Origin of the sequence: Plastoroseomonas hellenica (assembly GCF_018129085.1) — a bacterium.
GTDB classification, from domain to species: domain Bacteria; phylum Pseudomonadota; class Alphaproteobacteria; order Acetobacterales; family Acetobacteraceae; genus Plastoroseomonas; species Plastoroseomonas hellenica.
Window position 1 is genome coordinate 82,649 of record NZ_JAAGBB010000016.1, and the last position, 24,840, is coordinate 107,488.

At 70.4% G+C, this 24,840-nt stretch carries 21 protein-coding genes; 15 read left to right on the plus strand and 6 right to left on the minus strand.

Going from position 1 to position 24,840, the window contains the following annotated elements; genetic code table 11:
- Nucleotides 1–47: 47 nt before the first annotated feature.
- From GXW71_RS14785 to rpmG, 9 genes are all read left to right on the plus strand, one after another.
- Nucleotides 48–986 carry an aspartate carbamoyltransferase catalytic subunit gene (locus GXW71_RS14785; protein WP_211853298.1) on the plus strand — a complete coding sequence of 313 codons (939 nt, stop codon included), beginning with the start codon at nt 48–50 and terminating at the stop codon, nt 984–986.
- A gap of 8 nt (nt 987–994) precedes the next feature.
- On the plus strand, nt 995–1,555 hold the full coding sequence (locus GXW71_RS14790) for a DUF3592 domain-containing protein (protein WP_211853299.1): 561 nt from the start codon (nt 995–997) through the stop codon (nt 1,553–1,555).
- Nucleotides 1,556–1,563: 8 nt separating this feature from the next.
- Complete coding sequence (locus GXW71_RS14795) at nt 1,564–2,841, plus strand: dihydroorotase (protein WP_211853300.1); 1,278 nt, start codon at nt 1,564–1,566, stop codon at nt 2,839–2,841.
- An 8-nt stretch (nt 2,842–2,849) separates the two neighbouring features.
- The gene (gene plsY, locus GXW71_RS14800) at nt 2,850–3,455 is read left to right on the plus strand and encodes a glycerol-3-phosphate 1-O-acyltransferase PlsY (protein ID WP_211853301.1); all 606 of its coding nucleotides are present in this window, start codon (nt 2,850–2,852) and stop codon (nt 3,453–3,455) included.
- Between the two features lie 15 nt (nt 3,456–3,470).
- Nucleotides 3,471–4,571 (plus strand): DNA-processing protein DprA, encoded by a 1,101-nt coding sequence (gene dprA, locus GXW71_RS14805; RefSeq protein ID WP_211853302.1) that lies wholly within the window; start codon nt 3,471–3,473, stop codon nt 4,569–4,571.
- Nucleotides 4,572–4,604: 33 nt separating this feature from the next.
- On the plus strand, nt 4,605–7,400 hold the full coding sequence (gene topA / locus GXW71_RS14810; RefSeq protein ID WP_211853303.1) for a type I DNA topoisomerase: 2,796 nt from the start codon (nt 4,605–4,607) through the stop codon (nt 7,398–7,400).
- A gap of 251 nt (nt 7,401–7,651) precedes the next feature.
- A complete protein-coding gene (gene rnr, locus GXW71_RS14815; RefSeq protein ID WP_211853348.1) occupies nt 7,652–9,778 on the plus strand; it encodes a ribonuclease R in 2,127 nt (708 codons plus the stop codon).
- Between the two features lie 95 nt (nt 9,779–9,873).
- The gene (locus tag GXW71_RS14820; RefSeq protein ID WP_211853304.1) at nt 9,874–11,286 is read left to right on the plus strand and encodes a S41 family peptidase; all 1,413 of its coding nucleotides are present in this window, start codon (nt 9,874–9,876) and stop codon (nt 11,284–11,286) included.
- An 87-nt stretch (nt 11,287–11,373) separates the two neighbouring features.
- Nucleotides 11,374–11,541: a 50S ribosomal protein L33 gene (gene rpmG / locus GXW71_RS14825; RefSeq protein WP_211853305.1), complete on the plus strand. Its 168-nt coding sequence runs from the start codon at nt 11,374–11,376 to the stop codon at nt 11,539–11,541.
- Between the two features lie 201 nt (nt 11,542–11,742).
- Here the strand turns inward: rpmG and GXW71_RS14830 are convergent, their stop codons facing one another.
- The gene (locus GXW71_RS14830; protein WP_211853306.1) at nt 11,743–13,113 is read right to left on the minus strand and encodes a PleD family two-component system response regulator; all 1,371 of its coding nucleotides are present in this window, start codon (nt 13,111–13,113) and stop codon (nt 11,743–11,745) included.
- A gap of 364 nt (nt 13,114–13,477) precedes the next feature.
- On the opposite strand from GXW71_RS14830, the gene GXW71_RS14835 reads away from it, so the two are divergent.
- Nucleotides 13,478–14,191 (plus strand): SDR family NAD(P)-dependent oxidoreductase, encoded by a 714-nt coding sequence (locus GXW71_RS14835; RefSeq protein WP_211853307.1) that lies wholly within the window; start codon nt 13,478–13,480, stop codon nt 14,189–14,191.
- A 4-nt stretch (nt 14,192–14,195) separates the two neighbouring features.
- On the opposite strand, the gene GXW71_RS14840 is transcribed toward GXW71_RS14835, so the two are convergent.
- Nucleotides 14,196–15,380 carry a pyridoxal-phosphate-dependent aminotransferase family protein gene (locus GXW71_RS14840; RefSeq protein WP_211853308.1) on the minus strand — a complete coding sequence of 395 codons (1,185 nt, stop codon included), beginning with the start codon at nt 15,378–15,380 and terminating at the stop codon, nt 14,196–14,198.
- A gap of 141 nt (nt 15,381–15,521) precedes the next feature.
- Between GXW71_RS14840 and GXW71_RS14845 the strand changes: the two genes are divergently transcribed.
- The 5 genes from GXW71_RS14845 (at nt 15,522) to GXW71_RS14865 (ending at nt 21,794) form a co-directional block, all read left to right on the plus strand.
- On the plus strand, nt 15,522–18,428 hold the full coding sequence (locus GXW71_RS14845) for an FAD-binding and (Fe-S)-binding domain-containing protein (RefSeq protein WP_211853309.1): 2,907 nt from the start codon (nt 15,522–15,524) through the stop codon (nt 18,426–18,428).
- On the plus strand, nt 18,425–18,997 hold the full coding sequence (locus GXW71_RS14850; RefSeq protein ID WP_367617309.1) for a DUF924 family protein: 573 nt from the start codon (nt 18,425–18,427) through the stop codon (nt 18,995–18,997). The genes GXW71_RS14845 and GXW71_RS14850 overlap by 4 nt, the downstream gene beginning before the upstream one ends.
- An 82-nt stretch (nt 18,998–19,079) precedes the next feature.
- Nucleotides 19,080–19,808 carry a hypothetical protein gene (locus GXW71_RS14855; protein WP_211853310.1) on the plus strand — a complete coding sequence of 243 codons (729 nt, stop codon included), beginning with the start codon at nt 19,080–19,082 and terminating at the stop codon, nt 19,806–19,808.
- Between the two features lie 266 nt (nt 19,809–20,074).
- On the plus strand, nt 20,075–20,800 hold the full coding sequence (locus tag GXW71_RS14860; RefSeq protein ID WP_246526581.1) for a DUF1194 domain-containing protein: 726 nt from the start codon (nt 20,075–20,077) through the stop codon (nt 20,798–20,800).
- A 130-nt stretch (nt 20,801–20,930) separates the two neighbouring features.
- On the plus strand, nt 20,931–21,794 hold the full coding sequence (locus tag GXW71_RS14865; RefSeq protein WP_211853312.1) for an alpha/beta fold hydrolase: 864 nt from the start codon (nt 20,931–20,933) through the stop codon (nt 21,792–21,794).
- Nucleotides 21,795–21,832: 38 nt separating this feature from the next.
- Here GXW71_RS14865 and GXW71_RS14870 read toward each other — a convergent pair whose 3' ends face one another.
- The 4 genes from GXW71_RS14870 to GXW71_RS14885 are packed head-to-tail and all read right to left on the minus strand — an operon-like array spanning nt 21,833 to nt 24,789.
- Nucleotides 21,833–22,786 carry a tripartite tricarboxylate transporter substrate binding protein gene (locus GXW71_RS14870; RefSeq protein WP_211853313.1) on the minus strand — a complete coding sequence of 318 codons (954 nt, stop codon included), beginning with the start codon at nt 22,784–22,786 and terminating at the stop codon, nt 21,833–21,835.
- A gap of 47 nt (nt 22,787–22,833) precedes the next feature.
- Entirely contained in the window at nt 22,834–23,820 is a 987-nt protein-coding gene (locus GXW71_RS14875) for a VOC family protein (RefSeq protein WP_211853314.1), read from the minus strand.
- 2 nt (nt 23,821–23,822) lie between these two features.
- Complete coding sequence (locus tag GXW71_RS14880) at nt 23,823–23,978, minus strand: fumarylacetoacetate hydrolase family protein (protein WP_211853315.1); 156 nt, start codon at nt 23,976–23,978, stop codon at nt 23,823–23,825.
- 46 nt (nt 23,979–24,024) lie between these two features.
- Nucleotides 24,025–24,789, minus strand: a complete 765-nt coding sequence (locus GXW71_RS14885) for a GntR family transcriptional regulator (RefSeq protein WP_211853316.1) — start codon at nt 24,787–24,789, stop codon at nt 24,025–24,027.
- Nucleotides 24,790–24,840 lie beyond the last annotated feature (51 nt).

Genomic DNA, 24,840 nt, shown 5'->3' on the forward strand with positions numbered 1-24,840 from the left:
CCCCGCGCTTTAGCTTCCGGCGGAGCATCTCCCGGACGAATCGCCTCATGCCGGCTTTCCACCAAAGACACCTCCTCGCCATCGAAGGCCTGGAGCCGCCCTATATCGCCGACATGCTGGACCTGGCGGAGAGCTACGCGCTGCTGAACCGGTCCGGGAAAACCCAGCGCGACCTGCTGAAGGGCCGCACGCTGATTAACCTCTTCTTCGAGGACAGCACCCGCACCCGCACGAGCTTCGAACTCGCGGGCAAGCGGCTCGGCGCCGATGTCATCAACATGAGCGTCTCGACCTCCTCGGTGAACAAGGGCGAGACGCTGCTCGACACGGCGTCGACGCTGAACGCCATGCATTGCGACCTGCTGGTGGTGCGCCATGCGCAGTCCGGCGCGCCGGCGCTGCTCAGCCAGAAGGTCGATGCCGCGGTCATCAATGCCGGCGACGGCACCCATGAGCACCCGACCCAGGCGCTGCTCGACGCGCTGACCATCCGCAGGCGCAAGGGCCGGATCGAGGGCCTCATCGTCGCGATCTGCGGCGACGTGCTGCACAGCCGCGTCGCGCGCAGCAACATCCACCTGCTGCTGACCATGGGTGCGAGGGTCCGCATCGTCGGCCCGCCGACCCTGATCCCGGCCGAGGCCGAGCGCTTCGGCGTCGATGTCTTCACCGATATGCGTGCGGGCCTCGACGGCGCCGACGTCGTCATGATGCTGCGCCTGCAGAAGGAGCGGATGACCGGCGGGCTGATCCCCTCCTCCCGCGAGTTCTTCCGCTTCTATGGGCTGGATGCCGAGAAGCTGGCGGTCGCCAAGTCGGATGCCATCGTCATGCATCCTGGCCCGATGAACCGCGGCGTCGAGATCGACAGCGCCATCGCCGACGATCCCGTGCGCAGTGTCATCGGCGAACAGGTGGAGATGGGTGTGGCCTGCCGCATGGCGGTGCTCGACCTGCTGTCGCGCAACCTGCGCCGCAATACCTGAGGGGCGCGATGGCACCGGACCAGCCCGGCAGGGCGCCCGGTGCCTTCGTCACGCGCCTCCGTGCCGGCCCGGGGGGTCGCCGTCTCATCCCGATCATCCTCGGCTGTGTCGGGCTGATCGCGGGTTTCGCCGCCCTCGTGCAGGCCGGCAATGCATTGATGGACGCGGCCATCCTGCGGTCCTGGCCGTTGATCGACGCCGAAGTCGTCGCCGCCGAGGCCCTGCCGCAACGGGGCCGCGGCGGCCTGCCCTTTCATCTTCAGCTTCGTGTCACGGACGCTGCGGGGCAGCCGCTGCTCGGCGAGACCAGCAGCCCCTATCGCCTCCGCGGCTCCTGGTCGGAGCCCGCCCGGCCACCCATGCCCGGCGACCGCATCCGGGTCTTCCTCGATCCGGATGCACCGCAACGCATGCGGCCGGAGGACACGCTGTCCTCGCCCTGGCTATCGGGCTTTTACGCCCTGCTCTACGGCATCGCGGGTTTCGGCGCCCTGGCGCTGCTCATCCTGCTGCTGCGGACGCGCGCGGCGGCCCCGCCCCATGGCGGGGACTCGGGCGCCCCCCTATAACCACCCTGATGCCCGACACGATCATCACCAATGCCCGCCTGATCGACCCGGCCACTGGCCTCGATGCCCCCGGCGCGCTGCTCATCCGGGATGGCCTCATCGCCGATCACGGCGCGGGGCTCACCGCGCCGGAGGGAGCCGCCACCCTCGACGCCAAGGGCGCCATCCTCGCCCCCGGATTGATCGACCTGCGCGCCAGCCTCGGCGAACCGGGCTTCGAGCATCGGGAGACCATCGCCTCCGCCGCCCGCGCCGCGGCCGCCGGCGGCATCACCACCCTCTGCGCCCTGCCGGACACCGAACCCGCGCTCGACGACCCCGCGCTGCTGCAATTCATCATCCGCCGCGGCGAGGCGACCGGCAGCCTGACCATCCTGCCCTATGGCGCCGCGACAGCGGGTTGCCAGGGCAAGGAGATGGCGGAATTCGGCCTGCTGCGCGAAGCCGGCGCCATCGCTTTCACGGACGGGCGGCGCGCGATTGGCAATGCGCGTGCCATGCGCCTCGCCCTCTCCTATGCGCGCGGCTTCGGCTGCTTCGTGGTGCAGCACCCGGAGGAACCCTCGCTCGCCGCCGGCGGCGCGGCGACCGAGGGCGAGCTTGCCTCCCGCCTCGGCCTGCCCGGCATCCCCGCCGCCGCCGAGGCCATCCTGGTCGCCCGCGACATCGCGCTGGTCCGCCTCACGCGCGGCCATGTCCACTTCGCCCATGTCAGCACCGGCGCAGCACTCGACCTGATCCGGGCTGCGAAGGCGGAAGGGCTCGCGGTCACCTGCGACACCGCGCCCCCCTATTTCGATCTGAACGAGACCGCGATCGGCGACTACCGCACCTATGCCAAGCTCTCGCCCCCACTGCGGCGGGAAGCGGACCGGCTCGCGGTGGTCGCAGCACTGGCCGACGGCACCATCGACGCCATCGCCTCCGATCATCAGCCGCATGACGCCGATGACAAGCGCCTGCCCTTCGCTCAGGCCGAGGCCGGTGGCGCCGGCCTCGCGACCCTGCTCGGTGTGACCTTGGCGCGGTTCCATGGCGGCGACCTGACGCTGATCCAGGCGCTCGACCTGCTGACCGCGCGCCCAGCCAGGCTGCTGGGTCTGGAGAGCGGCCGCCTCGCCAAGGGGGCGCCGGCCGACCTGGTGCTGTTCGACGCCGAGCGCGGCTGGAAGGTCGAAGCCGGGAAGCTGCCCGGCAAGGCGCAGAACTCGCCCTTCGACGGGCGCGCGCTCGAAGGCCGGGTGATCGCCACCTTCAAGGCGGGCAGCCGCGTCTTCGGGGGTTGATGTCCGAGATGGCCGAACATCGGGAGAGCCTGCTGTTCCTGGCGGCGCTGGTGCTGCCGTATCTGTTGGGCTCGATCCCCTTCGGCCTGCTGCTGACCCGTGCCGCCGGGCTCGGCGACATCCGCAGCATCGGCTCCGGCAATATCGGCGCTACCAACGTGCTGCGGACCGGCAACCGGAAGATCGCCCTGGCGACGCTGCTGCTCGACGGGCTGAAGGGCGCGGCAGCGATCTGGCTGCTGCGGGCGCTGGGCGGGGTCGGCCAGGACCTGGTCGCCGGCACCGCCGTGGTGCTCGGGCACATGTTCCCGGTCTGGCTGCGCTTCAGAGGCGGCAAGGGCGTCGCGACCGGGATCGGCACCTATCTCGCCGCCATGTGGCCGGTCGGGGTCTTCGTCTGCCTGGCCTGGGCCGCGGCGGCGAAGCTGACCCGCATGTCCTCGGCCGGCGCGCTCACCGCCTTCGCGCTCGCCCCGGCCGTCGCCTGGCTGCTGGTCGATGCCGACCATGCCCTGTTGGCCTTGCTGGTCGGCCTGCTGATCTTCTGGCGGCACGAGGCGAATATCCGCCGCCTGATCGCCGGCACCGAGCCGCGCATCGGCCAGAAGGGCTGATCCCCACCCCTTCCCATGCAGCAGGCCGACCTCCTCGCTCACCTCCGCCTCGCCCGCACCGACGGCATCGGCCCGGCCAACTACGCCCGGCTGATCCAGCGCCACGGCAGCGCCGAGGCCGCGCTCAGCCGGCTGCCCGCCCATCTGCAGGCGGCTGATCCAAAGGCGATTGAACGCGAGATCGCCGCCGTCGCGCGGCTCGGCGGCCGCTTCCTGTTCCCGGGACAGCTAGGCTACCCGCCGATGCTGGCACTGCTGCCCGACGCGCCGGCGGCGCTGGCCTGCCTTGGCGACCCGGCGCACCTCGCGGTGCGGGCGGTCGCGATCGTCGGCGCCCGCAACGCCTCCGCCGCCGGGCGCCGCATCGCCGAGACCCTGGCCGCGACCCTCGCCGAGGCCGGGATCCTCGTGGTCTCCGGGCTCGCGCGCGGCATCGACTCCGCCGCCCATCTGGGTGCGCTCCGCCATGGCCGCACCGCCGCCGCGGTCGCCGGCGGCCTCGACCAGCCCTACCCGCCGGAGAATGCGGCGCTGCAGGACCGCATCGCCGCGGAAGGCTGCGTGCTGGCCGAGGCGCCGCTCGGCACCGCGCCCCTCGCCCGCCATTTCCCGCGCCGCAACCGGATCGTCGCCGGCCTCGCCCTCGGCGTCGTGGTGGTTGAGGCGGCGCCCCGCTCCGGCAGCCTGATCACCGCGCGCCTGGCCCTCGACTACGGGCGGGAGCTCTATGCGGTGCCCGGCAGCCCGCTCGATCTCCGCTCCCAAGGGTCCAATGACCTGATCCGCCAGGGCGCCCACCTGACCGAAACGGTGGACGATATCCTGGCCCACCTGCCGGAGGCGCCGCACCCCGTCGACCTGTTCCGGGCCGCCCCGGCGCCGGCCCCGACGGCCCGGGATCTGCCGCCGGAGGCCCCGCCCGCCTCCGACGAGGCCGCCCAAGTCCTTGCTCTGCTTGGATCTTCGCCGGTTGCGGTTGACGATCTCCTCCGCCGCTGCCACCTCTCGCCCTCCCGCGTCCAAGCGATCCTGCTCGATCTCGAGCTCGCCGGACGGCTGGAGACCTCGCCCGGCCCCCGGGTGGCTCTCCGCCCTCCGGTCAGTCCAGGCGCCTGACGACACGGGCAGGAGCGTGCGCAGACCATCGCCATGTCGGATGTCGTCGTCGTCGAATCCCCGGCCAAAGCCAAGACCATCGAGAAGTATCTCGGGCGCGATTTCACCGTGCTCGCGAGCTTTGGGCATGTGCGCGACCTGGAGGAGAAGGACGGCGCGGTGCTGCCGGACCAGGACTTCGCCATGGTCTGGGGCAAGGATCCCCGCGGCGAGCAGCAGGTCGCCAAGATCGCGGGGGCGCTGAAGGGCGCCAAGCGCCTGTTCCTCGCCACCGACCCGGATCGCGAGGGCGAGGCCATCTCCTGGCATGTGAAGGACATGCTGGCCGCCCGTGGCGCGCTGCGCGGCAAGGACGTCCAGCGCATCACCTTCAACGAGATCACCAAGCGCGCGGTGCAATACGCGGTCGCGCATCCGCGCGAGCTCGACGTGCCGCTGATCGACGCCTATCTGGCGCGCCGCGCGCTCGACTACCTGGTCGGCTACACCCTCTCGCCCGTCCTGTGGCGGAAGCTGCCGGGGTCCCGCTCGGCCGGACGCGTGCAATCGGTCGCGCTCCGCCTGATCTGCGAGCGCGAGGCCGAGATCGAGGCCTTCAAGCCGCGCGAATACTGGACCGTGGAGGCCAGGTTCGCGACCCCGGCCGGCGCGCCATTCAGCGCCCGCCTGACGCATCTGGACGGCAAGAAGCTCGACCAGTTCGACCTGCCGGACGAGCCCAGTGCGCAGCGCGCCGTCGCCGCCATCATGGCCGGCCGGTTCTCGGTCGCCTCGGTCGAGAAGAAGCGGGTCCGCCGCAACCCGCCGCCGCCCTTCATGACCTCGACCTTGCAGATGGAGGCCAGCCGCAAGCTCGGCATGGGTGCCCAGGCGGCGATGCGCGCCGCCCAGCAGCTCTACGAGGCCGGGCACATCACCTATATGCGGACCGACGGCGTGACCATGGCGCGGGAAGCGGTCGCCGCCATCCGCGACCATGTGAAATCCGCCTTCGGCGGCGACTACCTGCCGGCCGCGCCGCGGGAATACGTCTCCAAGGCCAAGAACGCCCAGGAAGCGCATGAGGCGATCCGCCCGACGGACGTGACCCGCACGCCGGAAAGCCTGGTGGGCGAGCTGGAAGGGGCGCAGGCGCGCCTCTACGAGCTGGTCTGGAAACGTGCTGTTGCCTCCCAGATGGCGAATGCCGAGCTGGACCAGACCGCCATCGACATCGATGACGCCGCCGGCCGCGCCCGGCTGCGCGCAACGGGTTCGGTCGTGGCCTTCGACGGCTTCCTGAAGCTGTACCGCGAGGACGAAGACGATCGCGCCGCCGATGCCCGCGCCGGCATCGCGACCGGGAGCGCTGAGGACGAGGACAGCCGCATCCTGCCGCCGATGCGGGACAAGGATCCGCTGAAGCGCGGTGAGGTCACGCCGAGCCAGCACTTCACCCAGCCGCCGCCGCGCTATTCGGAAGCGACGCTGGTCAAGCGGCTGGAGGAGCTCGGCATCGGCCGGCCCTCCACCTACGCTTCCATCCTGCAGCGTCTGCAGGACCTGAAATACGTCACGCTCGAGAAGCGGCGCTTCATCGCCCAGGATCTCGGCCGGATGGTGACCACCTTCCTGGTCCGCTTCTTCGAGCGCTACGTGAACACCGGCTTCACCTCCGCCATGGAGGAGCAGCTCGACGAGATCTCCGAAGGCCATATCGAGTGGCGCGCAGTGATGCGCGCCTTTTGGGAGGAATTCTCCAAGGCGGTCGAGGCGACCAAGGATCTCATGATCCGCGATGTCATCGATGCGCTGGACGAGGATCTCGGCCCGCATGTCTTCCCCGATCGCGGCGACGGCAGCGACCCGCGCCTCTGCCCGAAATGCGGCTCCGGACGGCTCGGGCTCAGGCTCGGCAAGGGCGGCGCCTTCATCGGCTGCTCCAACTACCCCGAATGCCGCTACACGCGGCCCTTCGGCGTCGGCGGCGAGGATCAGGAGAAGGGCGGCGGCGAGCAGGAGCTCGGCACCGATCCGGCGACCGGCTTGCCGGTGACGCTGCGCCGCGGTCCCTACGGCCTCTATGTCCAGCTCGGCGAGCCGGGTGTCGATGCCAAGGGCAAGCCGACCAAGCCGCCGCGCACCAGCCTGCCCAACGGCATGAACCCGGAAAGCCTGACCCTGGAGCGGGCGCTCGGCCTGCTGTCGTTGCCGCGCCCGATCGGCATCGACCCGGAGACCGGCGAGGAGATCACGGCCGGGCTCGGGCGCTTCGGCCCCTATGTCCGCTGCGGCAGCATCTTCAAGTCGCTCGACCGCGATGACGATGTGCTGACCATCGGCATCAACCGGGCCGTGGCACTGCTGGCCGACGCGCGGTCGCGAGTGCGGGAGCTCGGTGCCCATCCGAAGGATGGGCAGCCGGTCGCGATCAAGAAGGGGCGCTTCGGCCCCTATGCCCAGCACGGCAAGACCATCGCCAACCTGCCGCGCGGGGTGGAGATGGAGGCGATCACGCTCGCGGAAGCCGTGACGCTGCTGGCCGAGAAGGGCAAGGTGCTGGCCCCGCGCGGCGCCAAGGGGCGGAACGGGAAGGCCAGGCCCGCCGCGGCGGCGCCGGCCACCCCGGCCAAGACGGTGGCCAAGAAAGCGCCGGCCAAAAAGGCGGCGGCCCGCAAGCCGGCCGCCACGGCGCCGGCGCGCAAGCCGGCCGCCAAGGCGCCGGCACGCAAGCCCGCGGCTGCGAAGCCGGCCAAGGCCGCAGGGCCGAAGGCGGCCGCGAGCAAGGCCAGCGTGGCAAAGAAGCCCGCGGCGAAGAAGCCTGCCGCGAAGGCCAAGGCGAAGCGTTGAGAGCCCTTTCTAGAATGGCGCGGCGGCGGGCTGGCTGGGGATTTTTCGCTCATGTCGTGTCGGTCGACGCAGCCGATGCTGGTTGCATCGGCGAGGAGATCGGCGCGGCAGGGGCGGAAAAGACCCGCCAGGGCGCCCCGTTGCCATTCTCGAAGGGGCTCTGAGTGCCGCGCTTCGGCCCACCGCCCAAGGGCCACAAGGCGAAGAAGCGCCCGCCTGTCCCGAAGCCGGCCGCCACGGCGCCCGGCGTCATGCCCTCGCAGGCGGCGCTGCGCGCCTTCATCGCCGAGGCCGGCGGCAAGGTCGGCAAGAGCGAGATCAGCCGTCATTTCGGCCTGACCAGCGACCAGCGCCCCGAGCTGCGGGCCCTGCTAGCCGAGCTGAAGGCCGCAGGTGCCGCCGCCCCGGCCGGCGGCCGCAGCCTGATCGCGCCCGGCCGCCTGCCTGACATGGCGGTGGTCGAGGTCACCGGCACCGACCCCGATGGCGACCCGATCGCCAAGCCGCTCGTCTGGGTGGGCGAGGGCCGCGCGCCCATCATCTACATGCGCCCGGAGCAGCGCGGGCAGCCGGCGCTGGCGCCAGGCGAGCGGGTGCTGGCTCGGTTGAAGCCGATCGGCGCCGGGAAATACGAGGGCCGCACCTTCAAGCGCATCGCGGCCGCAGGCCCTGCCCGCATCCTTGGTGTCTACCAGGATGGCCGCATCGAGCCGACCGACCGCCGCCACCGCGCCGACTGGGTGGTCCCGCCGGGCGATGCGAACGGCGCCGAGCCCGGCGAGATCGTGCTGGCCGAGCCGCTGCCCGGCGGCGTGCTCGGTCCGCGCCCGGCGCGGGTGGTGGAACGGCTCGGGGTGATGGGGGAACCGCGCTCCGTCTCGCTGATCTGCATCCATGCCCATGGCATCCCGGACGTCTTCCCAGCCGAAGCGCTGGCCCTCGCCGCGCAGGCCGAGGCGGTGGCGATCGGCAGCCGCGAGGATCTGCGCCCGGTGCCGCTCGTCACCATCGACGGCGAGGACGCCCGCGACTTCGACGATGCCGTCTGGGCGGAACGCGCCGGTGAAGGCTGGCGCGTGCTGGTCGCCATCGCCGATGTCGCGCACTACGTCCGCCCCGACGACGCGCTCGACCGCGAGGCCTGGAAGCGCGGCAACTCCGTCTACTTCCCCGACCGGGTGGTGCCGATGCTGCCGGAGGCGCTGTCCAATGGCTGGTGCAGCCTGCGCCCCGGCGAGGATCGCGGCTGCCTCTTCGCCGAGATGCAGTTCGATGCCGCCGGCCGGAAGACCGGGCACCGATTCGGCCGCGGCGTGATGCGCTCCGCCGCGCGCCTCACCTATGAGCAGGCCCAGGCGCACCGGGACGCGGGCACCGACCCCGAAGGCCTGGCGCCCGGCCATGTCGCGACCCTCTACGGCGCGTTCCGGGCGCTGCTCATGGCGCGGGAGGCGCGCGGCACGCTGGAGCTCGACCTGCCGGAGCGGCGCGTCACCCTCGACGAAGCCGGGAATGTAACCGCCGTGACGCCGCGCGCGCGACTCGATTCGCACCGGCTGATCGAGGAGTTCATGGTCGCCGCCAATGTCTGCGCCGCCGAGGAGCTGGAGGCACGTGGCCAGCCCTGCATGTACCGGGTGCATGACCGCCCCTCCGACCAGAAGCTCGAAGGGCTGCGCCTGTTCCTCGACAGTTTCGGGCTCTCGCTGCCCGCCTCCGACCGGCTGCGCCCCCGCGACTTCCAGCACCTGCTGGAGCTGGTGAAGGGCCGTCCCGAGGAGCGGCTCGTGCATGAGACGGTGCTGCGCGCCCAGGCCCAGGCCGCCTATGCGCCCGATAATATCGGGCATTTCGGCCTCGCCCTGCCGCGCTATGCCCATTTCACCAGCCCGATCCGCCGCTACGCCGACCTGCTGGTGCATCGCGCACTGATCCGCGGGAAGAAGCTCGGCGATGATGGGCTGACCGAATCGGAAGCGGCGCGCGCGGCCGAGACCGGCGAGCACATCACCGCCACCGAGCGCCGCGCCGCCGCGGCGGAACGCGAGGCGGTGGAACGCTATCTTGCGGCCTATATGTCGCACCGCGTCGGCTGCATGTTCGATGCGCGGATTTCCGGCGTGACTCGTTTCGGCCTCTTCGTCACCCTGGATGAGAACGGTGCGAGCGGAATCGTCCCACTCGCCTCCCTTCCGGACGACCGATGGCAGCACGACGAGGCCAAGCAGGCGCTGGCCGGTCGCAAGACGGGTTTGACCTTCACGCTCGGCCAAGCGGTCGAGGTGCGGCTGGTCGAGGCGGTGCCGCGCACTGGAGGCATGGTCTTCCACATCATGCAGGGCGTGCCGCCGGCGCGGTCGCGCGGGCCCTCGCGCTGATCCTGCTGCTGGCGCTGCCGGCCTGGGCACAGGACGCGGCGCCGCGCTTTCCGCGCATCGAAGCGGAGCAGGTCCTCACCGATGGCTTTGCCGCGGTGCTGGAGCGCCACCTCACGGAGATCACGCCGCCCGATCTGGTGCTGTGGACGCTGCGCGGCCTCACGGCACTCGATTCCTCGCTGACGACCGAACTCCGCGACGGGCGGGTCAGCGTCATGGCCGGGGAGCGCGCAGTCCATAGCGAGCCGATGCCGCCCCGACCCCCGCGCAGCGCGCCGAATGCGCCCGCCCATCGCTCGGCGGCGCCAGGCCTGGCACGGGTGCTCTCGCGGCTCTTCGCCGCTGCCTGGGATGCGTCGCCCGCGATCCGCAATGCCGGGGTCGAGCGCCTGCTGCAGGCGGGCTTCGAAGAGCTGTTCAATCAGCTCGATCCCTATAGCCGCTACGTAACAGCGGAGGAGGCGGATGCCGCACGGGAGCGGCGGATCGGCCAGAGCGGCCTCGGCTTGCGGCTGGCGGTCGGCCCCCGGCGCAGCGTCGTGCTGGCCACGGTGACGCCCGAAGGACCGGCGGCGGCGGCACGGCTCAGGCCCGGCGACCGGCTGCTGGAGATCGATGGCGTCGCGGTCTCCGCCGACGACCTGCCGGACGCCGCGGCGCGGCTGGAGGGACCGTCCGGGCGCGCGGTCACGCTGCTGCTCTTGCGTGGCGGGCGGCGGATCCGGGTCAGCCTGCTGCGCGCCCCAGTACCGCCCGAGACGGTCACCGCCGAGCGGCGGGACGGTATTCTCTGGCTGCGGCTCTCGGGCTTCTACCAGGGCACCGCCTCGCAACTGGTGCGCGCCATCACCGATGCGGCCACGGGCGGGCCGCTCCGCGGCTACGTGCTGGATCTGCGCGGCAACCGCGGCGGGCTGCTGCCGCAGGCGGCGGCGGTCGCCGATGTCTTCCTGCAGTCGGGCGAGATCCTGCGCACCGACGGCCGCCACCCCGACGCCGCGCGCACGCTGCTCGCCTCCGGCCAGGACCTGGCGCATGGCCGGCCGGTGGTGGTGCTGATCGACGGGCGCACCGCCTCCTCGGCCGAAGTGGTGGCGGCCGCCCTCTCCGACCGCGGCCGCGCCGCGCTGGTCGGCAGCGCGACCACCGGCAAAGGGCTGGTGCAGCTCTTGGTACCGATGCCGAACCGGGGGGAATTGCTGATTTCCTGGGCGCGGCTGCTGGCGCCGGATGGCTGGCCGATCCAGACCCTCGGCGTCCTGCCCAACCTCTGCACCAGCCTTGGGTCGGAGGCGGTGGCGACGAGCCTCGCCGCGCTGGCGGCGGAGGAGACGCCGATGGCCGTGCCGCTGGCCCGGCTCCGCGCCGCGCGCGCCCCGGTGAGCGAGGCCGAGGCCCTGCGCCTGCGCGCGCCCTGCCCCGCGGCGGAGGGGCGTGAGGCGGACCTTGCGGTCGCGCGGGCGCTGATCGAGAGCCCCGATGCCTACCGCACGGCGCTTCGCCCTTGATTTTCGGCGCATTCCCTGTAGGTATCCCGCCCTCTCACAGATTTCGCCCGCGCCGGCCGATCCGGCCCCGGGTACCGGAGTTGGGTCATGGCCAAGGCAAACACCATTCTGATCAAGCTCGTCAGCAGCGCTGACACGGGCTATTTCTACGTCACGAAGAAGAACACCCGGAACATCACGGGCAAGATGGAAAAGCGGAAGTACGACCCCGTGGCCCGCAAGCACGTCGTCTTCCGCGAAGCCAAGATTAAGTAATTTTCTGACCTCAAACGCCGGCGCGCGCATCCGCGCGCTTTGGCTTTCGCGCGCCCAGGTAAGTACGGGACGCGACTGATGGTCGCGCGCGGGGGGCCGCCTTCGCGGCCCCGGGGCATCGCTGCGCTCGCCCCGCAGGATCGGGCGGCGGCCTGCGGCCGCGGGGGCGGGGCGAGCCCCCGACCGGCTTGGCCGGTGGGATCAGGATGCGGCGGGCCAGTCGGACTCCGAGGCTAGTTCCACGCGGTCCCGCCCGTTGCGTTTGGCCCGGTAGAGCGCCGAATCCGCGGCCCCAATCACCATGTCAGTGGTCTTGGCCGGAAGCGCCAGCGCCGCACCAATGCTCACGGTCACGGTCAGCCGCTGGTCGCCGATGCGGATCGGCATGTCGGAGACGGCACGGCGCAGCCGGGCAGCGACGCCCATCACTTCCTCCACCGAGCTGGAGGGCAGGACCAGCAGGAATTCCTCCCCGCCATAGCGCGCGATGATGTCGGAGGCGCGGATCTGGTCCTGCATCCGCGCCGCGATCTCCCCCAGGACGATGTCGCCGGCGGCATGGCCGAATTGGTCGTTGATCGACTTGAAGTGATCCACGTCGATCAGCAGCGCGGCCACCCCGGCCGGACTCTTGAGCTGGCCCTCCAGGTGGCGCCGCACGAAACGACGGTTCCGAAGGCCGGTCAGCGGATCCGTCACCGCCAGCTCGAGCGAGCGGTCGAGGTCCAGGCGCAGCCGCTCCTGGAAACGGCGGCGGCGGATCTGGTTGCGCACCCGCGCACGCAACTCGTTGGGGTCCACGGGGCGCAACACGTGGTCACTGGCGCCGAGGTCGAAGCCGCGCAGCACCTGCTCATGCTGGGCCGGGTCGGCGATCAGCAGCACCGGCATGTCCCGCGTCTCCGCCCGAGCGCGCAGGCTGGACGCCAGGCGCAGCCCTTCCGTCTCGGGGCTGCCGAGCGAGAGCAACACGAGGTCGAAGCCGCCGCCCATGAGGAGGCGCCGCCCCTCCTCCTCGGATTCGCAGGGAAACAGCGACAGCCCGTCCGGCTCCAGGAAGCCGGCCAGCAACCGCGCCTCCTCCGGCTCCGACCGGAGCAGCAAGGCGCGGGTGCCATGCAGCTCGAGAGCAGGCAGTGCCGGCGGATCCAGCCCGAGCTCCAGGGCCGTCGTCTGACGGAGGCGCCAGGCATCGGTCACCTGCTTGACCCGCAGCAGGGCCCGCAGGCGCGACAGCAGCATCGCCTCGCTGACGGGCTTCGAGAGGAAATCGTCCGCCCCGGCCTCCAGCCCGCGCACCCGCTCCTCGGTGTCCACGAGGGCAGTGACCATGACGACGGGAATGTCGAGGGTGACGGGATGGGCCTTCAGGCGCCGACAGGTCTCGAACCCATCCATGACCGGCATCATGACGTCCAGCAGGACGACATCGGGGACCCAGCTCAGCGCCAGGACCAGCGCCTCCTCGCCCGAGGCGGCGGTGGCGACCTCGAAGAACTCGGCGCGCAGCCGCAACTCCAGCAGGCGGCGATTGGCTGCGACGTCATCGACGACCAGGACGCGCGCTGTCACCCACGCTCCCCTTTGGGCGCGGCGCTACCCGGTCCGTCGCGGCGCCCTGAAGGGCGCCTATTGGCGACACGCGAATCCATCCGTTCCTGCCCGAATACGGTAAAGCGCGGCGCGCGGTTCCTTGGCATCGACGGTCATCGTCGCAGCCTCGACCCTGGCGGCCAGGTTGCAGTCTAGCGCAGCCCGTTAACGGTAGCGTGAAAAACAAACCACCCGGAACAAACCGCCCGGGGACGATGGCGCGCTCCGTGCCGAAGCGCCATCCCCGGGGCGACGTATCCCCAGGCGGTATCGCCTGCGAACCCGGCAAGCCTCCGCCCATCCAGTGTTTCCAGTTGCATGGGATCTGCCCTAAAGCCCGCCCGTGATCGACATCGTCCCGCGCACCGCCATCATCATCGGCGCCTCCTCCGGCATCGGCGAGGCGCTGGCACGACGCCTAGCCGCCGAGGGCTGGAGGCTCGGGCTCATGGCACGGCGCCTGGACCGGCTGAATGCGCTCGCCGCGGAGATGAACGCGGTCGCCGCCCCGATCGACCTCGACGACGCGGCGGCCGCGCGTCTGGCGCTGTCCGCGCTGATCGACAGGCTGGGCGGTGCTGGGCTCGTCGTGCTGAGCGCCGGGACCGGCCATCTGAACCCGGCGCTGGACTGGGCGCCCGAGCGGGAGACGATCGCGGTGAACGCGCTCGGCTTCGCCGCGGTCGCGCAGGTCGCCATGACGCATTTCCTGGCCCGCGGCAGCGGGCACCTGGTCGGCATCTCCTCCGTCGCCAAGCTGCGGGGCAGCGGCGGGGCGCCGGCCTATGCCGCCAGCAAGGCCTTCGTCTCGACCTATCTCGACGGGCTGCGCGACCTCGCGAAGCGGCGCGGCCTGCCGATCGCGGTGACCGAGATCGCCCCAGGCTTCGTGGACACCGCGATGATGCAGGCCGACCGGCCCTTCTGGGTGGCAACACCTGCCAAGGCGGCTGCCCAGATCCATGCAGCGATCCGGCGCCGCGCGCGCCACGCCTATGTCACGCGGCGCTGGGGGCTGATTGGCTTCCTGCTGCGCCGCCTGCCCGCCCCCGGCTGAAGGCTCAGGCGTTGCCGCTGAGATAATCGAGCGCCGCCTGCGCGCCACCCGGACTGTGCGGAACCCCCGCCGCGCGCAGCCCCATCTCGACGCCCGAGAGCGTGCCCATGAGCTGCAGGTCGCCGAAATCGCCGAGGTGCCCGATGCGGAAGGCACGGTCGTTGAGCTGGCCGAGCCCGTTGCCGAGGCTCATGTTGAAGCGCTCCAGGATGGTGGCGCGCAGCGCATTGGCCGAATGGCCTTCCGGCAGCCGCACGCAGGTCAGCACCGGGGAGTAGTGGCGCGGGTCCTGGCACTGCACCTCCATCCCCCAATGCCTGACTGCGCGGCGCGTCGCCTCGGCATGGCGCTCATGGCGGGCAAAGACGTTGTCGAGCCCCTCCTCCAGCAGCATGTCGCAGGCGGTGTCGAGGCCGTAGAGCAGGTTGGTCGCGGGCGTATAGGGGAAGTAGCCGGTCGCGTTGGCGGCGATCATCGGCTTCCAGTCCCAGAAGCTGCGCGGCAGCTTCGCGCCCTCGCTTGCCTTCAGCGCCTTCTGGCTGACCGCGTTGAAGGAGAGGCCCGGCGGCAGCATCAGCCCCTTCTGCGAGCCGGAGACGGTGACATCGACGCCCCATTCGTCATGCCGGTAGTCGACCGAGGCCAAGCCACTGATGGTGTCGACCAGCAGCAGCGCCGGGTGCTTCGCGTCGTCGATCGCGCGGCGCACTTCGGCGATGCGCGAGGTCGCGCCGGTCGAGGTCTCGTTGTGGACGACCGCCACCGCCTTGATCGCATGCGCGCGGTCGGCCGCCAGCCGCTCGGCGATCTGCTCGACATCGGCGCCGCGGCGCCAGTCGGTCTTCACGAGATCGGTGACGATGCCGAGACGGCCCGCCATCTCCTGCCAGAGATGCGCGAACCAGCCGGTCTCGCACATCAGCACGCGGTCGCCGGGCGAGAGCGTGTTGCAGAGCGCCGCTTCCCAGGCGCCGGTGCCAGAGGCCGGGAAGATCACCACCGGCTGCGCGGTCTTGAAAATGGTCTGGATCTTGGCCAGCACCTGCTTGCCGAGCAGCCCGAAATCGGGGCCGCGGTGATCCATGGTCGGGTTGTCGATGGCACGCAGGATGCGGTCGGGCACGGTGGAGGGCCCGGGGATCTGCAGGAAATGGCGCCCGGCGACGCGCTTGCTCTCGAAATAGGCCATGGATCCCTCCGCTTTCGGCGCCTTCTCTAGGCGCTTCCCATGTCATCCGCCAATGAGTTCGGCTGTTCGGATTGATGAGCATTATAGATCGGACAGCGCGTGCCGCCCTGGCTAGTGTGCGCCCGGAAGGACGCCCGCAGCATGAACGTGATCACCCCGGAGAAGACCCAGATCGGCGACAGCCGCCTCGCCGCGCGCCTCCGGCGCGAGACCGAGGGCGAGGTGCTGTTCGCCGCCGGCGACCGGGGCCGCTACGCGACCGATGCCAGCATCTACCAGGTCGAGCCGGTCGGTGTGCTGGTGCCGAAGACCATCGCCGATGTCGAGGCCGCGATGGCGATCTGCCGTGAGGATGGCGTGCCGGTGCTGCCGCGCGGCGGCGGCACGTCCCAATGCGGGCAGACGGTGAACCGCGCGCTGGTGATCGATTGCAGCAAATACCTGCGCAACGTGATCTCCGTGGACTCGGAGCAGCGCATGGCGCGGGTGCAGCCGGGCATCGCGCTCGGCGCGCTGAACGACGCGCTGAAGGCGCAGGGGCTGTTCTTCCCGGTCGATCCCTCCACCTGGATGCGCTGCACGATCGGCGGCATGGCGGGAAACAACTCCTGCGGCTCGAAATCCATCCGCTACGGGCTGATGGCGGACAATGTGCTGGCGATCGACGCGCTGCTGGCGGACGGCTCGCGCTTCGCCTTCGGCGCGCTGCCGGACAATCTCGGCGACGGCGTTCCTGCCCCGGCCGTAGAGTTGATCCAGCGGCTGCGCGCGCTCGGCGCGCGGGAGGCGGCGGAGATCGCAGCCCGCTTCCCGAAGCAGCTCCGCCGCGTCGGCGGCTACAACCTCGACGCGCTGACGCCGGAGGCGCGCGCGGCGGGGCGGGACAACATGGCGCGGCTGCTGGTCGGCAGCGAGGGGACGCTCGCCTTCTCGGCCGCGCTCGACCTGAAGCTCTGGCCGATCAAGCCGCGCAAGGTGCTCGGCATCTGCCAGTTCCCGACCTTCCGCGCGGCCATGGCCGCGGCGCAGCACCTGGTCACCCTGAACCCGGAAGCGGTGGAGCTGGTCGATCGCACGATGATCGACCTCGGCCGCTCCATCCCGATCTTCCGCGCGACCATCGACCGCATCGTGATCGGCGAGCCGGACAGCCTGCTGATCGTCGAATTCCACGGCGATGACGACGCCGCGCTGCTGCGCGAGCTCGGCCGGCTCGAGGAGATGATGGGCGATCTCGGCTATCCCGGCCAGGTGGTGCGCGCGACCGAGGCCGGCTTCCAGGCGGCGATCGCCGAGGTGCGGGAGGCCGGCCTCAACATCATGATGAGCATGAAGGGCGACGGGAAGCCGGTCTCCTTCATCGAGGACACCGCCGTCGACCTCGCCGACCTCGCCGACTACACGGAGCGGCTGAACGAGGTCTTCGCCAGGCACGGCACCAAGGGCACCTGGTACGCGCATGCCAGCGTCGGCTGTCTGCATGTGCGGCCGGTCCTGAACATGAAGTCCGGCGAGGACGTGTCGAAGATGCGCGTCATCGCCGAGGAATGCTTCGCGTTGGTGCGCGAATACAAGGGCAGCCATTCCGGCGAGCATGGCGACGGCATCGTCCGTTCCGAGTTCCATGAGCCGATGTTCGGCAGCCGCATCGTGCGCGCCTTCGAGGATGTGAAGGACGCCTTCGATCCCGCGGGCCTGCTGAACCCTGGCCGCGTGGTGCGGCCGCCGCGCATGGATGACCGCACCCTCTTCCGCTACGGCCCGGGCTACGCCGCCGATCCCAGGGTGACGCCGGCGCTCGATTGGTCGGAGCACCCCGCCGGGCTGCTGGGGGCGGTCGAGATGTGCAACAACAACGGTACCTGCCGGAAATTCGATGCCGGCACCATGTGCCCCTCCTTCCGTGCCACGCGCGATGAGCAGCATGTGACGCGCGGCCGCGCCAATACGCTGCGCCTCGCGCTCACCGGCCAGCTCGGGGAGGATGGGCTGGCGGGGGATGCGGTGCATGCCGCGCTGAAGCTCTGCGTCTCCTGCAAGGGTTGCCGGCGCGAATGCCCGACCGGTGTCGACATGGCGCGCTTCAAGATCGAGGCACTGCATGCACGAAGGAAAGTGCATGGCACGCCGCTGAAGGACCGGCTGATCGCGATGATGCCCCGCTGGGCGCCTTATGCCGCGATGGTACCGCCGCTCGCCAATGCACGGGAATGGATCCCGGGCGCGCGCTGGGCGGCGGAGCGGCTGCTCGGCTTCGCCAGGGAACGCGCGCTGCCGCGCTTCGCCTGGGGCGCCTTCCATGATGCGGAGCTGCCGGCGCCGAGCGGTGCTGAGGGCGAGGTCATCCTGCTGCCCGACCTCTTCAACCGCTATTTCGAACCGGAGAATCTCCGCGCCGCCGCGCGTGTGCTGGCCGCGGCAGGCTACCGCGTGGCGGTGGCACGCCCGCCGCGCGGCACGCGGCCGCTGGATGATGGCCGCACGCTGCTGGCCGCCGGCATGGTCGAGGAAGCCCGCGCCGAGGCGGCGCGCACCATCGCGGCCCTTGCTCCCTTCCCCGCGACGCCGGTGATCGGCATCGAGCCTTCCTGCCTGATGACGCTGCGCGACGAATTCACCGCCTTGCTGCCCGGCGAGGCGAGCGCCGCCTTGGCGGCGCGGGCCGAGCTGCTGTCGGAATTCCTCGCGCGCACCAAGGCCGCATTGCCGCTGAAGCGGCTGGAGGCGGTGGCGCATGTGCATGGCCATTGCCATCAAAAAAGCTTCGGCGCCTTCCCGGCGGCGATCGCGCTGCTGCAGCGCATCCCGGGCCTGACGGTAAAGCCGATCACCTCCTCCTGCTGCGGCATGGCCGGCAGCTTCGGCTACGAGGCGGAGAACCTTGTGGCCTCCAAGGCCATGGCGGAGCTCGCGCTGCTGCCGGCGGTGCGGAAGGCGGAGCCGCGTGACCTGATCGTGGCCGACGGCACCTCCTGCCGGCACCAGATCGGCGACCTCGCGTCGCGCCAGGCGCTGCATGCCGTGCGCGTGCTGGACATGGCGCTGTGACGCCGGCCGCTGTCCTCGATTTCTGGTTCGCCGGCGATCGCGAGACCATGCAGGAGCGCTGGTTCCGCCGCGACGACGCCTTCGACGACGCCATCCGCTTGGGGTTCGGCACGCATCTGCAAGCTGCCGGGAATGGCGCCTTCGACGCCTGGGCGGAGGATGCGCGCGGCGCGCTGGCGCTCACGATCCTGCTCGACCAGTTCCCGCGCAACCTGCACCGCGGCTCGCCCCTCGCCTTCGCGAGCGATGCCCATGCCCGCGCCGTGGCGCGGCGGGCGGTGTTGGAACGGCAACTCGACCAGGCTCTGACGCTGACCGAGCGCTGCTTCCTCTACTTGCCCTTCGAGCATTCGGAGGCGATGGCCGACCAGGACATTTCCGTCGCGCTGTTCGAGGGGCTGCGCGACGATCCGGCGCACCGGGCACCGGGCGGTACCATCGATTACGCTTGGCGCCATCGCGCGGTGATAGGGCGCTTCGGACGCTTTCCGCACCGGAACAAGGTTCTGGGGCGCGAGGATACGGCGGCGGAGGTGCTCTATCTGAGCCAGCCCGGCAGCGGCTTCTGACGTCATCAAAGTGCAACCGCCGCGTGCGTGACATTGCGAAGCAGCAATATATATCGTTCCTGCATCAGAACGGGAGCGAGTCATGCCTGTCCCCATCACCTTCCGCGAATTCTGCGGCATCGCGAAGATCACTTATGCCCCCGCGGTCACCGCGGCCGCCGGCGGCTTCGCGCGCTACACGCCGATGGACCGCCGGCTGTCCGGCTTCCAGGGTGCCATCTACCGCCGGCCGGCTGAGGGCGGGCTCGAATGGGTGGTCGGCATCGCCGGCACCCAGCCGACCGACGGCATGGGTGCCGACGTGGTGGCCGATGCCGGCTTCGGCGGCAGCACCGGCGGCGTCATCGCGGGCATCCTGCTCGGCCCGCTCGGTAGCGTGCTCTCCACCGCCGGCGCGGTGTTGCTGGAGCGGCAATGCCATGCCGCCGGCGAGCTGATCACCGCGGCGCGCGGCGCCATGGGGCGGAGCGACCGCCTCTATGTCACCGGCCATTCGCTCGGCGGCGGCATCTGCCAGATCGTGGCCTCCCGCTTCGGCGTGCCGGCGGTCTGCTTCAATCCGCCCTCGGTGACCGCCGTCGCGGGGGTCGAATCGGCCTATCTGCGCACCAAACCCGCCATCGTCTCTCTGCAGGTCCGGAACGATCCGATCAACGAAACCGGCCGGATCGGCCGCTGGCTCGGCAAGATCGTACCGCTGCCGACCGCCCGCAGCGGCGGCGACGCGCATTCCATCGATCTCACCTATGGCGAGCTTGGGCCGGCAGGGCCCTTCACGGCCATTGGCGCGCGCGATCCGTTCAGCTTCTGACAGCAAAGGGGCGCCGCACGAAAGCGTGGCGCCTCTTTTCTATTACTGGTTGAATTAGTTAATCAGAAATATCCACGCTATAAGCTTGTTGTTGCAACGCGAAGACACATATGCATACAAAGGATTCCAAGACCACCATCCCTCAGGAATTTCCTTAAGGACAGGAGGCAGACCGAGGAAAGCCGCGCACAAGCCCTGAAAGGAGGGGCACGATGCGTCGCCTGTTGTCCCGGAGCTTGGCTCCGTCCCTATCGCGCCGAAATCTTTTGGGCGCCGCCCTCGCCGCCCCCGCGCTGCTGAAGACACACCGCGCCGCCGCCCTGGAGCCGGTCGATGTGGAGTTGGTGCTGGCCGTCGATGTTAGCCGCTCCGTCGATGCCCAGGAACAGGCGCTGCAGTTCGCCGGCTACGCCGCCGCCTTCCGCGATCCGCGCCTCGCCCAGGGCATCGCCGGCGGGCCGGTCGGTTCCATCGCCGTCTGCCTTTTCACCTGGTCGGATTGGGATATCCAGAACCTGCTGGTGCCCTGGACCCGCATCGATGGGCCTGCGAGCGCGGCGGGCTTCGCCGCCGCCGTCGATGCGGCGCCCCGCGAGACCTTCCTCTACACCTCAATCTCCGGCGCCATCGACTATGCCTCCCGCCTGTTCGGGCAGCGCTACGAGGGCACCCGCCAAGTCGTCGACATCTCGGGCGACGGCGTGAACAACTCCGGCCGGTCACTGGCGGAGACGCGGCAAACGGCGCTCGATCGTGGCATCGTGCTGAACGGGCTGGCGGTGCTCGATCGCGACCCCTCACCCAACGCCGCGCTCGCCGGCCTGCCGCCGCTCGACGAATACTACCGCGACGAGGTGATCGGCGGCCCCGGCTCCTTCCTGATGGTGGCTGAGGGCTTCGAGGCCTTCGAGACCGCGGTGCGCCGCAAGATCATTCGCGAGATCGCGCTGGCCCCGCCGCCGGGACCGCTGGTGGAACGCGCCTACGCCTGACGGCGGCGGCCCTTCGCCGACATTGCCAAGCTCAGCCCCTGCCCGGACACTGGCCTTGCATCGGGCCGGCTGAGCGGGGCGCTGCCGATGCGCTGTCCTGTGCCATCCCTCCCCGCCCGAGGATCCGAGGATGGAGCATCTCGAATTGCGGGCGAACGGCGCCCGGTTCCATGTCGCCCGCACAGGCCGCGGCAAGCCTCTCTTGCTGCTGCATGGCTGGCCCGAATTCTGGCTGACCTGGGAGCCGGTGATGACGCGGCTCGCGGACCGCTTCCAGCTCATCGTGCCGGACCTGCGCGGCTTCGGTGACAGCGACAAGCCGGCCGGTCCCTTCGGCGCGGCCGAGCACGCGGCAGACCTGCTGGCGCTCCTCGGTGCGCTCGGCATCGAGCGCGCCGGCATCGTCGGCCATGATGTCGGCGGCGCCATCATGCAGCCGCTTGCCCGCCGCGCGCCCGATCGCGTCGCCGGACTGTTCTTCTTCGACTTCGTCCACCCCGGCATCGGCCCGCGCATGGCGCATCCCGATCGCCTCAACGAGATCTGGTACCAGTCCTTCCACCAGATGCAGATGGCCCCGGCCCTGGTCGGCGCCACGCGGGAGAGCGCCTCGGCCTACTTCGCGCATTTCCTCCGCCACTGGGCGCATCGGAAGGATGCCTTCGACGATGTGCTGGACGCCTTCGTCGACAACTTCCTGAAGCCCGGTAACCTCGCCGGCGGCTTCGCCTATTACCGCGCCGCGCATGCCGGGCGGATCGCCATGATGAAGGGCGAGGCGCCTGCCCTGCCGCCGATCGCGGCGCCGACCTGCGTGCGCTGGGCGGAGCATGATCCGCTCTTCCCCTATGCCTGGACCGATCGGCTCGGGGAGACCTTCTCCAACTTGGATCTCGCACCCTTCCCCGGCGTCGGCCATTTCCCGCACCGCGAGGATCCGGACCGCGCGGCGGCCGAGATCGCGGGGTTCTTCGAGCACCTTGGTTGGCGGTGAGCATGCGCTGACGCATGAGGTGAGCGGACGCCAAGATCTCACGGGCTGAGGTCGATTCCGCGCAGCAGTTCCGACTTCTCGGCGACGTCCCGGGCCAGGCGCCGTGCGAAGGCGTCGGCGCCGGTGTAGTAGGCCTCCGGCTGCAGGGCGCGGCGGGCGGCGGCCCGATACACCTCATCCACCGCGACGACGGCACAGGCTTCTTCCAGCACCGCCAGGCGCTCTGGCGGCGTCGCGGCAGGCGCCATCAGCCCGCCGAAACTGGTGGGGGCGACGTCGAAGCCCTGCTCCATGGCGGTCGGAACCTCCGGAAAGGCTGGATTGCGGGCCGTGTCGAAAACCGCCAGCAACCGCATGTCGGTACGGCCCGACGCCGAACCGAGGACGATCGTCGCCAGATCCAGGCGACCGCCGAGGACGTCCGTCATGACCGCGACATCGCCGCGATAGGGCACATGGGTCATGTCCACCCCGGCAGCCCGCGCCCATTGCAGGATCGCGAGATGCGGGATGGAGGCGATGCCAAGCGATCCGTAGGTGATGCTGCCGGGCGCGGCCCTGGCCGCGGCGACGAGGTCCGCCAAGGATCGGAGAGGGGAATCCCGGCGCACGGCCAGAGCCTGGGCATTGGCGAACATCTGGCAGACCGGGCGGAGGGAGTTGGACTGCACGCCGGAATTCGGCTGCGTCACCGGCAGCACGGAGAGTACCAGGGCCGGCACGAAGGCCAGAGTATAGCCGTCCGGCGCTGAGCGGGCGACGGCGGCGGTGCCGACTGCCCCGGCCGCGCCGTCACGGTTCACCACGACCACGGGCTGACCGAGCCGCTGCTGCAGGCCCGTGGCCATCGCGCGCGCCATCAGGTCCGTGGAACCGCCGGCAGGATAGGGGTTGATCACCTGGATGGGGCGGGAGGGATAGGCCTCCTGCGCCCTCGCCTGGCCGAACGCGGCCAGGCAGAACGCGGCGGCGAAAATCCGTCGTGCGATCATGCGATGCTTCTTCCCTGGGGCGTCCCGGTTCTCCGGGATCGGACGGTCTATTCGCAGGTGATGACGGCGTCGGCCCAGGCGCAGCCGCTGCTGGGCCAAGGCCCCGGATTGGGATCGGGTGCACGGATACCGCGGGCCGCGGCGTCCATGGCCAAGGCGCGCATCCGGGCGCGCGCCTCCTCCGGCATGTGGAAGCGTTCATGTCCCCAGAGGCTCGGACCGTCACGCGTCTCATGCGGCGTCCAGGTCGCGGGGTCGATGGTGCGTGCGCCCCAGCCGACCTCGACGAAGAAGCCCGAAGGCGTGTTGGCGTAGAAGGAGGTCATGTGGTCGTTGGTGTGACGGCCGAGGCCATAGGCCAGCCGGCCTTCCTCCATCCGCGCGATGTCATGGCCTTGGCCGACATCATCAAGGCTTCCCAGTTCCACCATGAAATGGTGCAGCCCGGTGCGGCCGGAGCCCACCATCGCGAAGGAATGGTGCCGTCCGTTCACGTGGAAGAAGTAGAGGGGGTAAGGCGTGCGGGACCAATCCGTCACGCCGAAGCCGAGCAGGTCCCGATAGAAGGGAACCAGCGCATCGGCATCGGCCACGTGCAGCACCGCATGTCCCATGCCGAGCGGCCCGGTGCGGAACCCGGTGATGGGGCGGCCGGGAATGAAAGGCCTGTCCGCCGTGACGGCACCGTGGAAGGCCTCCAGCATCGTTCCCTGCGGATCCCGGAAGCTGATGAGATCGGCGACCTGGCGTTCCTCCGCGATCCCGCGGGGAGCGCGGGCAACGCGCGTTCCAGCGGCCTCCAGGCGGGCGGCCAAATCGTCGAGACCGGTGGCGTCCGGGACCTCCCAGCCAATGGTTGCAGGCCCGGCGCTGTCCGACACGATCAGGCGCTGCTGTCGGTCATCCATGCGAAAGGCCCGCAGGCCTCCGCCGCGGTCCACACGTTGCATGCCTAGCAGGCCGGTAGCGAAGCCGTCCCAAGCGTCCAGCCGATCGGAGCCGATCACCATGTAGCCGAGGGCTATGATCGCCATCGCTAGTCCTCCCCGGCGACGGGATTGCGGAGGATGCCGATGCCGGAGATCTCGACCTCCGCCACATCGCCGGGCTTCATGAAAAGCGTCGGGGTGTGCTTCATCCCGACGGCGCCGAATCCCGTGCCGCCAGCCATCTCGAACGATACCAATTTCATGAGGCCTTCCCTCCGCTCCTGATCGTGCCGCCGCGAAGGGTGAGCATCAGGGGGCGCCCTTCCCCTCGAATTGGCCTGCTTCCGGCTCGAGGGCGTCATCCATCACCGCGAGCGCCAGGGTCATCGTCGCCTCGTAGTGGTCGGTCAGGGCCGCCACCGCGGCGTCGGCATCGCGGGCCAGCACGGCCGCCGCGATGCAGCGATGTTCCCCGGCGACGTCACGGGAATCATCCGGCTGGGCCGGCACGGACAGGCGCCTATACCGCTCGCTCTGGGAGAAGAGGGTGCTGCGGAAGCGCAGCAACCATTCGGAAGCGCAGGCGGATAGCAGGGCGAGATGGAAGCGGTCATGCTCGACCGCCCAGGCCTCGTTCGGTAGCAGGCGATCCTCGCCCCGGCGACGCGGGATGGCGCAGAGTCGTTCCAAGGCGACGCGGATATCGTCCTCCCACCGCTTGCCGCCGCGCTCGATGGCGCGGCGCAGCGCCAGCCCCTCGATCTCGATCCGCGTGCGGGTGACGTCACGAAGGTCGTCCAGGCTGACCGGGCTGGCGCGGAACCCCTTCTGGTCCTCCATCCGGACAAGGCCATCCGCGGCGAGGCGGGAGAGAGCCTCACGCACCGCCGAAAGGCTGACGGCGAACATGCCGGCGATCTCGGCCGGGCGCAGCTTGTCGCCGGGGCTGATACGACAGCTCAGGATATCGGCGCGAAGCCGCTGGAAGACAGCGGAGGTGATGGACCGGACCGGAGCTGCATCGCTTTGCCCTGACGTTTCCCAGCCATGCGCGGTCAGAGGATTGATGGCCATGCGGGGAGCCTACCCATCCGGCCGGCCGGCACAACATAAAAATCGATTATC

What these genes read in the sequence shown, in the direction of transcription:
- GXW71_RS14785 (WP_211853298.1), top strand. Translation starts at nt 48, where the DNA reads ATGCCGGCTTTCCACCAAAGACACCTCCTCGCCATCGAAGGCCTGGAG.
- GXW71_RS14790 (WP_211853299.1), top strand. Translation starts at nt 995, where the DNA reads ATGGCACCGGACCAGCCCGGCAGGGCGCCCGGTGCCTTCGTCACGCGC.
- GXW71_RS14795 (WP_211853300.1), top strand. Translation starts at nt 1,564, where the DNA reads ATGCCCGACACGATCATCACCAATGCCCGCCTGATCGACCCGGCCACT.
- plsY (WP_211853301.1), top strand. Translation starts at nt 2,850, where the DNA reads ATGGCCGAACATCGGGAGAGCCTGCTGTTCCTGGCGGCGCTGGTGCTG.
- dprA (WP_211853302.1), top strand. Translation starts at nt 3,471, where the DNA reads ATGCAGCAGGCCGACCTCCTCGCTCACCTCCGCCTCGCCCGCACCGAC.
- topA (WP_211853303.1), top strand. Translation starts at nt 4,605, where the DNA reads ATGTCGGATGTCGTCGTCGTCGAATCCCCGGCCAAAGCCAAGACCATC.
- rnr (WP_211853348.1), top strand. Translation starts at nt 7,652, where the DNA reads ATGCCCTCGCAGGCGGCGCTGCGCGCCTTCATCGCCGAGGCCGGCGGC.
- rpmG (WP_211853305.1), top strand. Translation starts at nt 11,374, where the DNA reads ATGGCCAAGGCAAACACCATTCTGATCAAGCTCGTCAGCAGCGCTGAC.
- GXW71_RS14840 (WP_211853308.1), bottom strand. Translation starts at nt 15,380, where the DNA reads ATGGCCTATTTCGAGAGCAAGCGCGTCGCCGGGCGCCATTTCCTGCAG.
- GXW71_RS14845 (WP_211853309.1), top strand. Translation starts at nt 15,522, where the DNA reads ATGAACGTGATCACCCCGGAGAAGACCCAGATCGGCGACAGCCGCCTC.
- GXW71_RS14855 (WP_211853310.1), top strand. Translation starts at nt 19,080, where the DNA reads ATGCCTGTCCCCATCACCTTCCGCGAATTCTGCGGCATCGCGAAGATC.
- GXW71_RS14865 (WP_211853312.1), top strand. Translation starts at nt 20,931, where the DNA reads ATGGAGCATCTCGAATTGCGGGCGAACGGCGCCCGGTTCCATGTCGCC.
- GXW71_RS14870 (WP_211853313.1), bottom strand. Translation starts at nt 22,786, where the DNA reads ATGATCGCACGACGGATTTTCGCCGCCGCGTTCTGCCTGGCCGCGTTC.
- GXW71_RS14875 (WP_211853314.1), bottom strand. Translation starts at nt 23,820, where the DNA reads ATGGCGATCATAGCCCTCGGCTACATGGTGATCGGCTCCGATCGGCTG.
- GXW71_RS14880 (WP_211853315.1), bottom strand. Translation starts at nt 23,978, where the DNA reads ATGAAATTGGTATCGTTCGAGATGGCTGGCGGCACGGGATTCGGCGCC.
- GXW71_RS14885 (WP_211853316.1), bottom strand. Translation starts at nt 24,789, where the DNA reads ATGGCCATCAATCCTCTGACCGCGCATGGCTGGGAAACGTCAGGGCAA.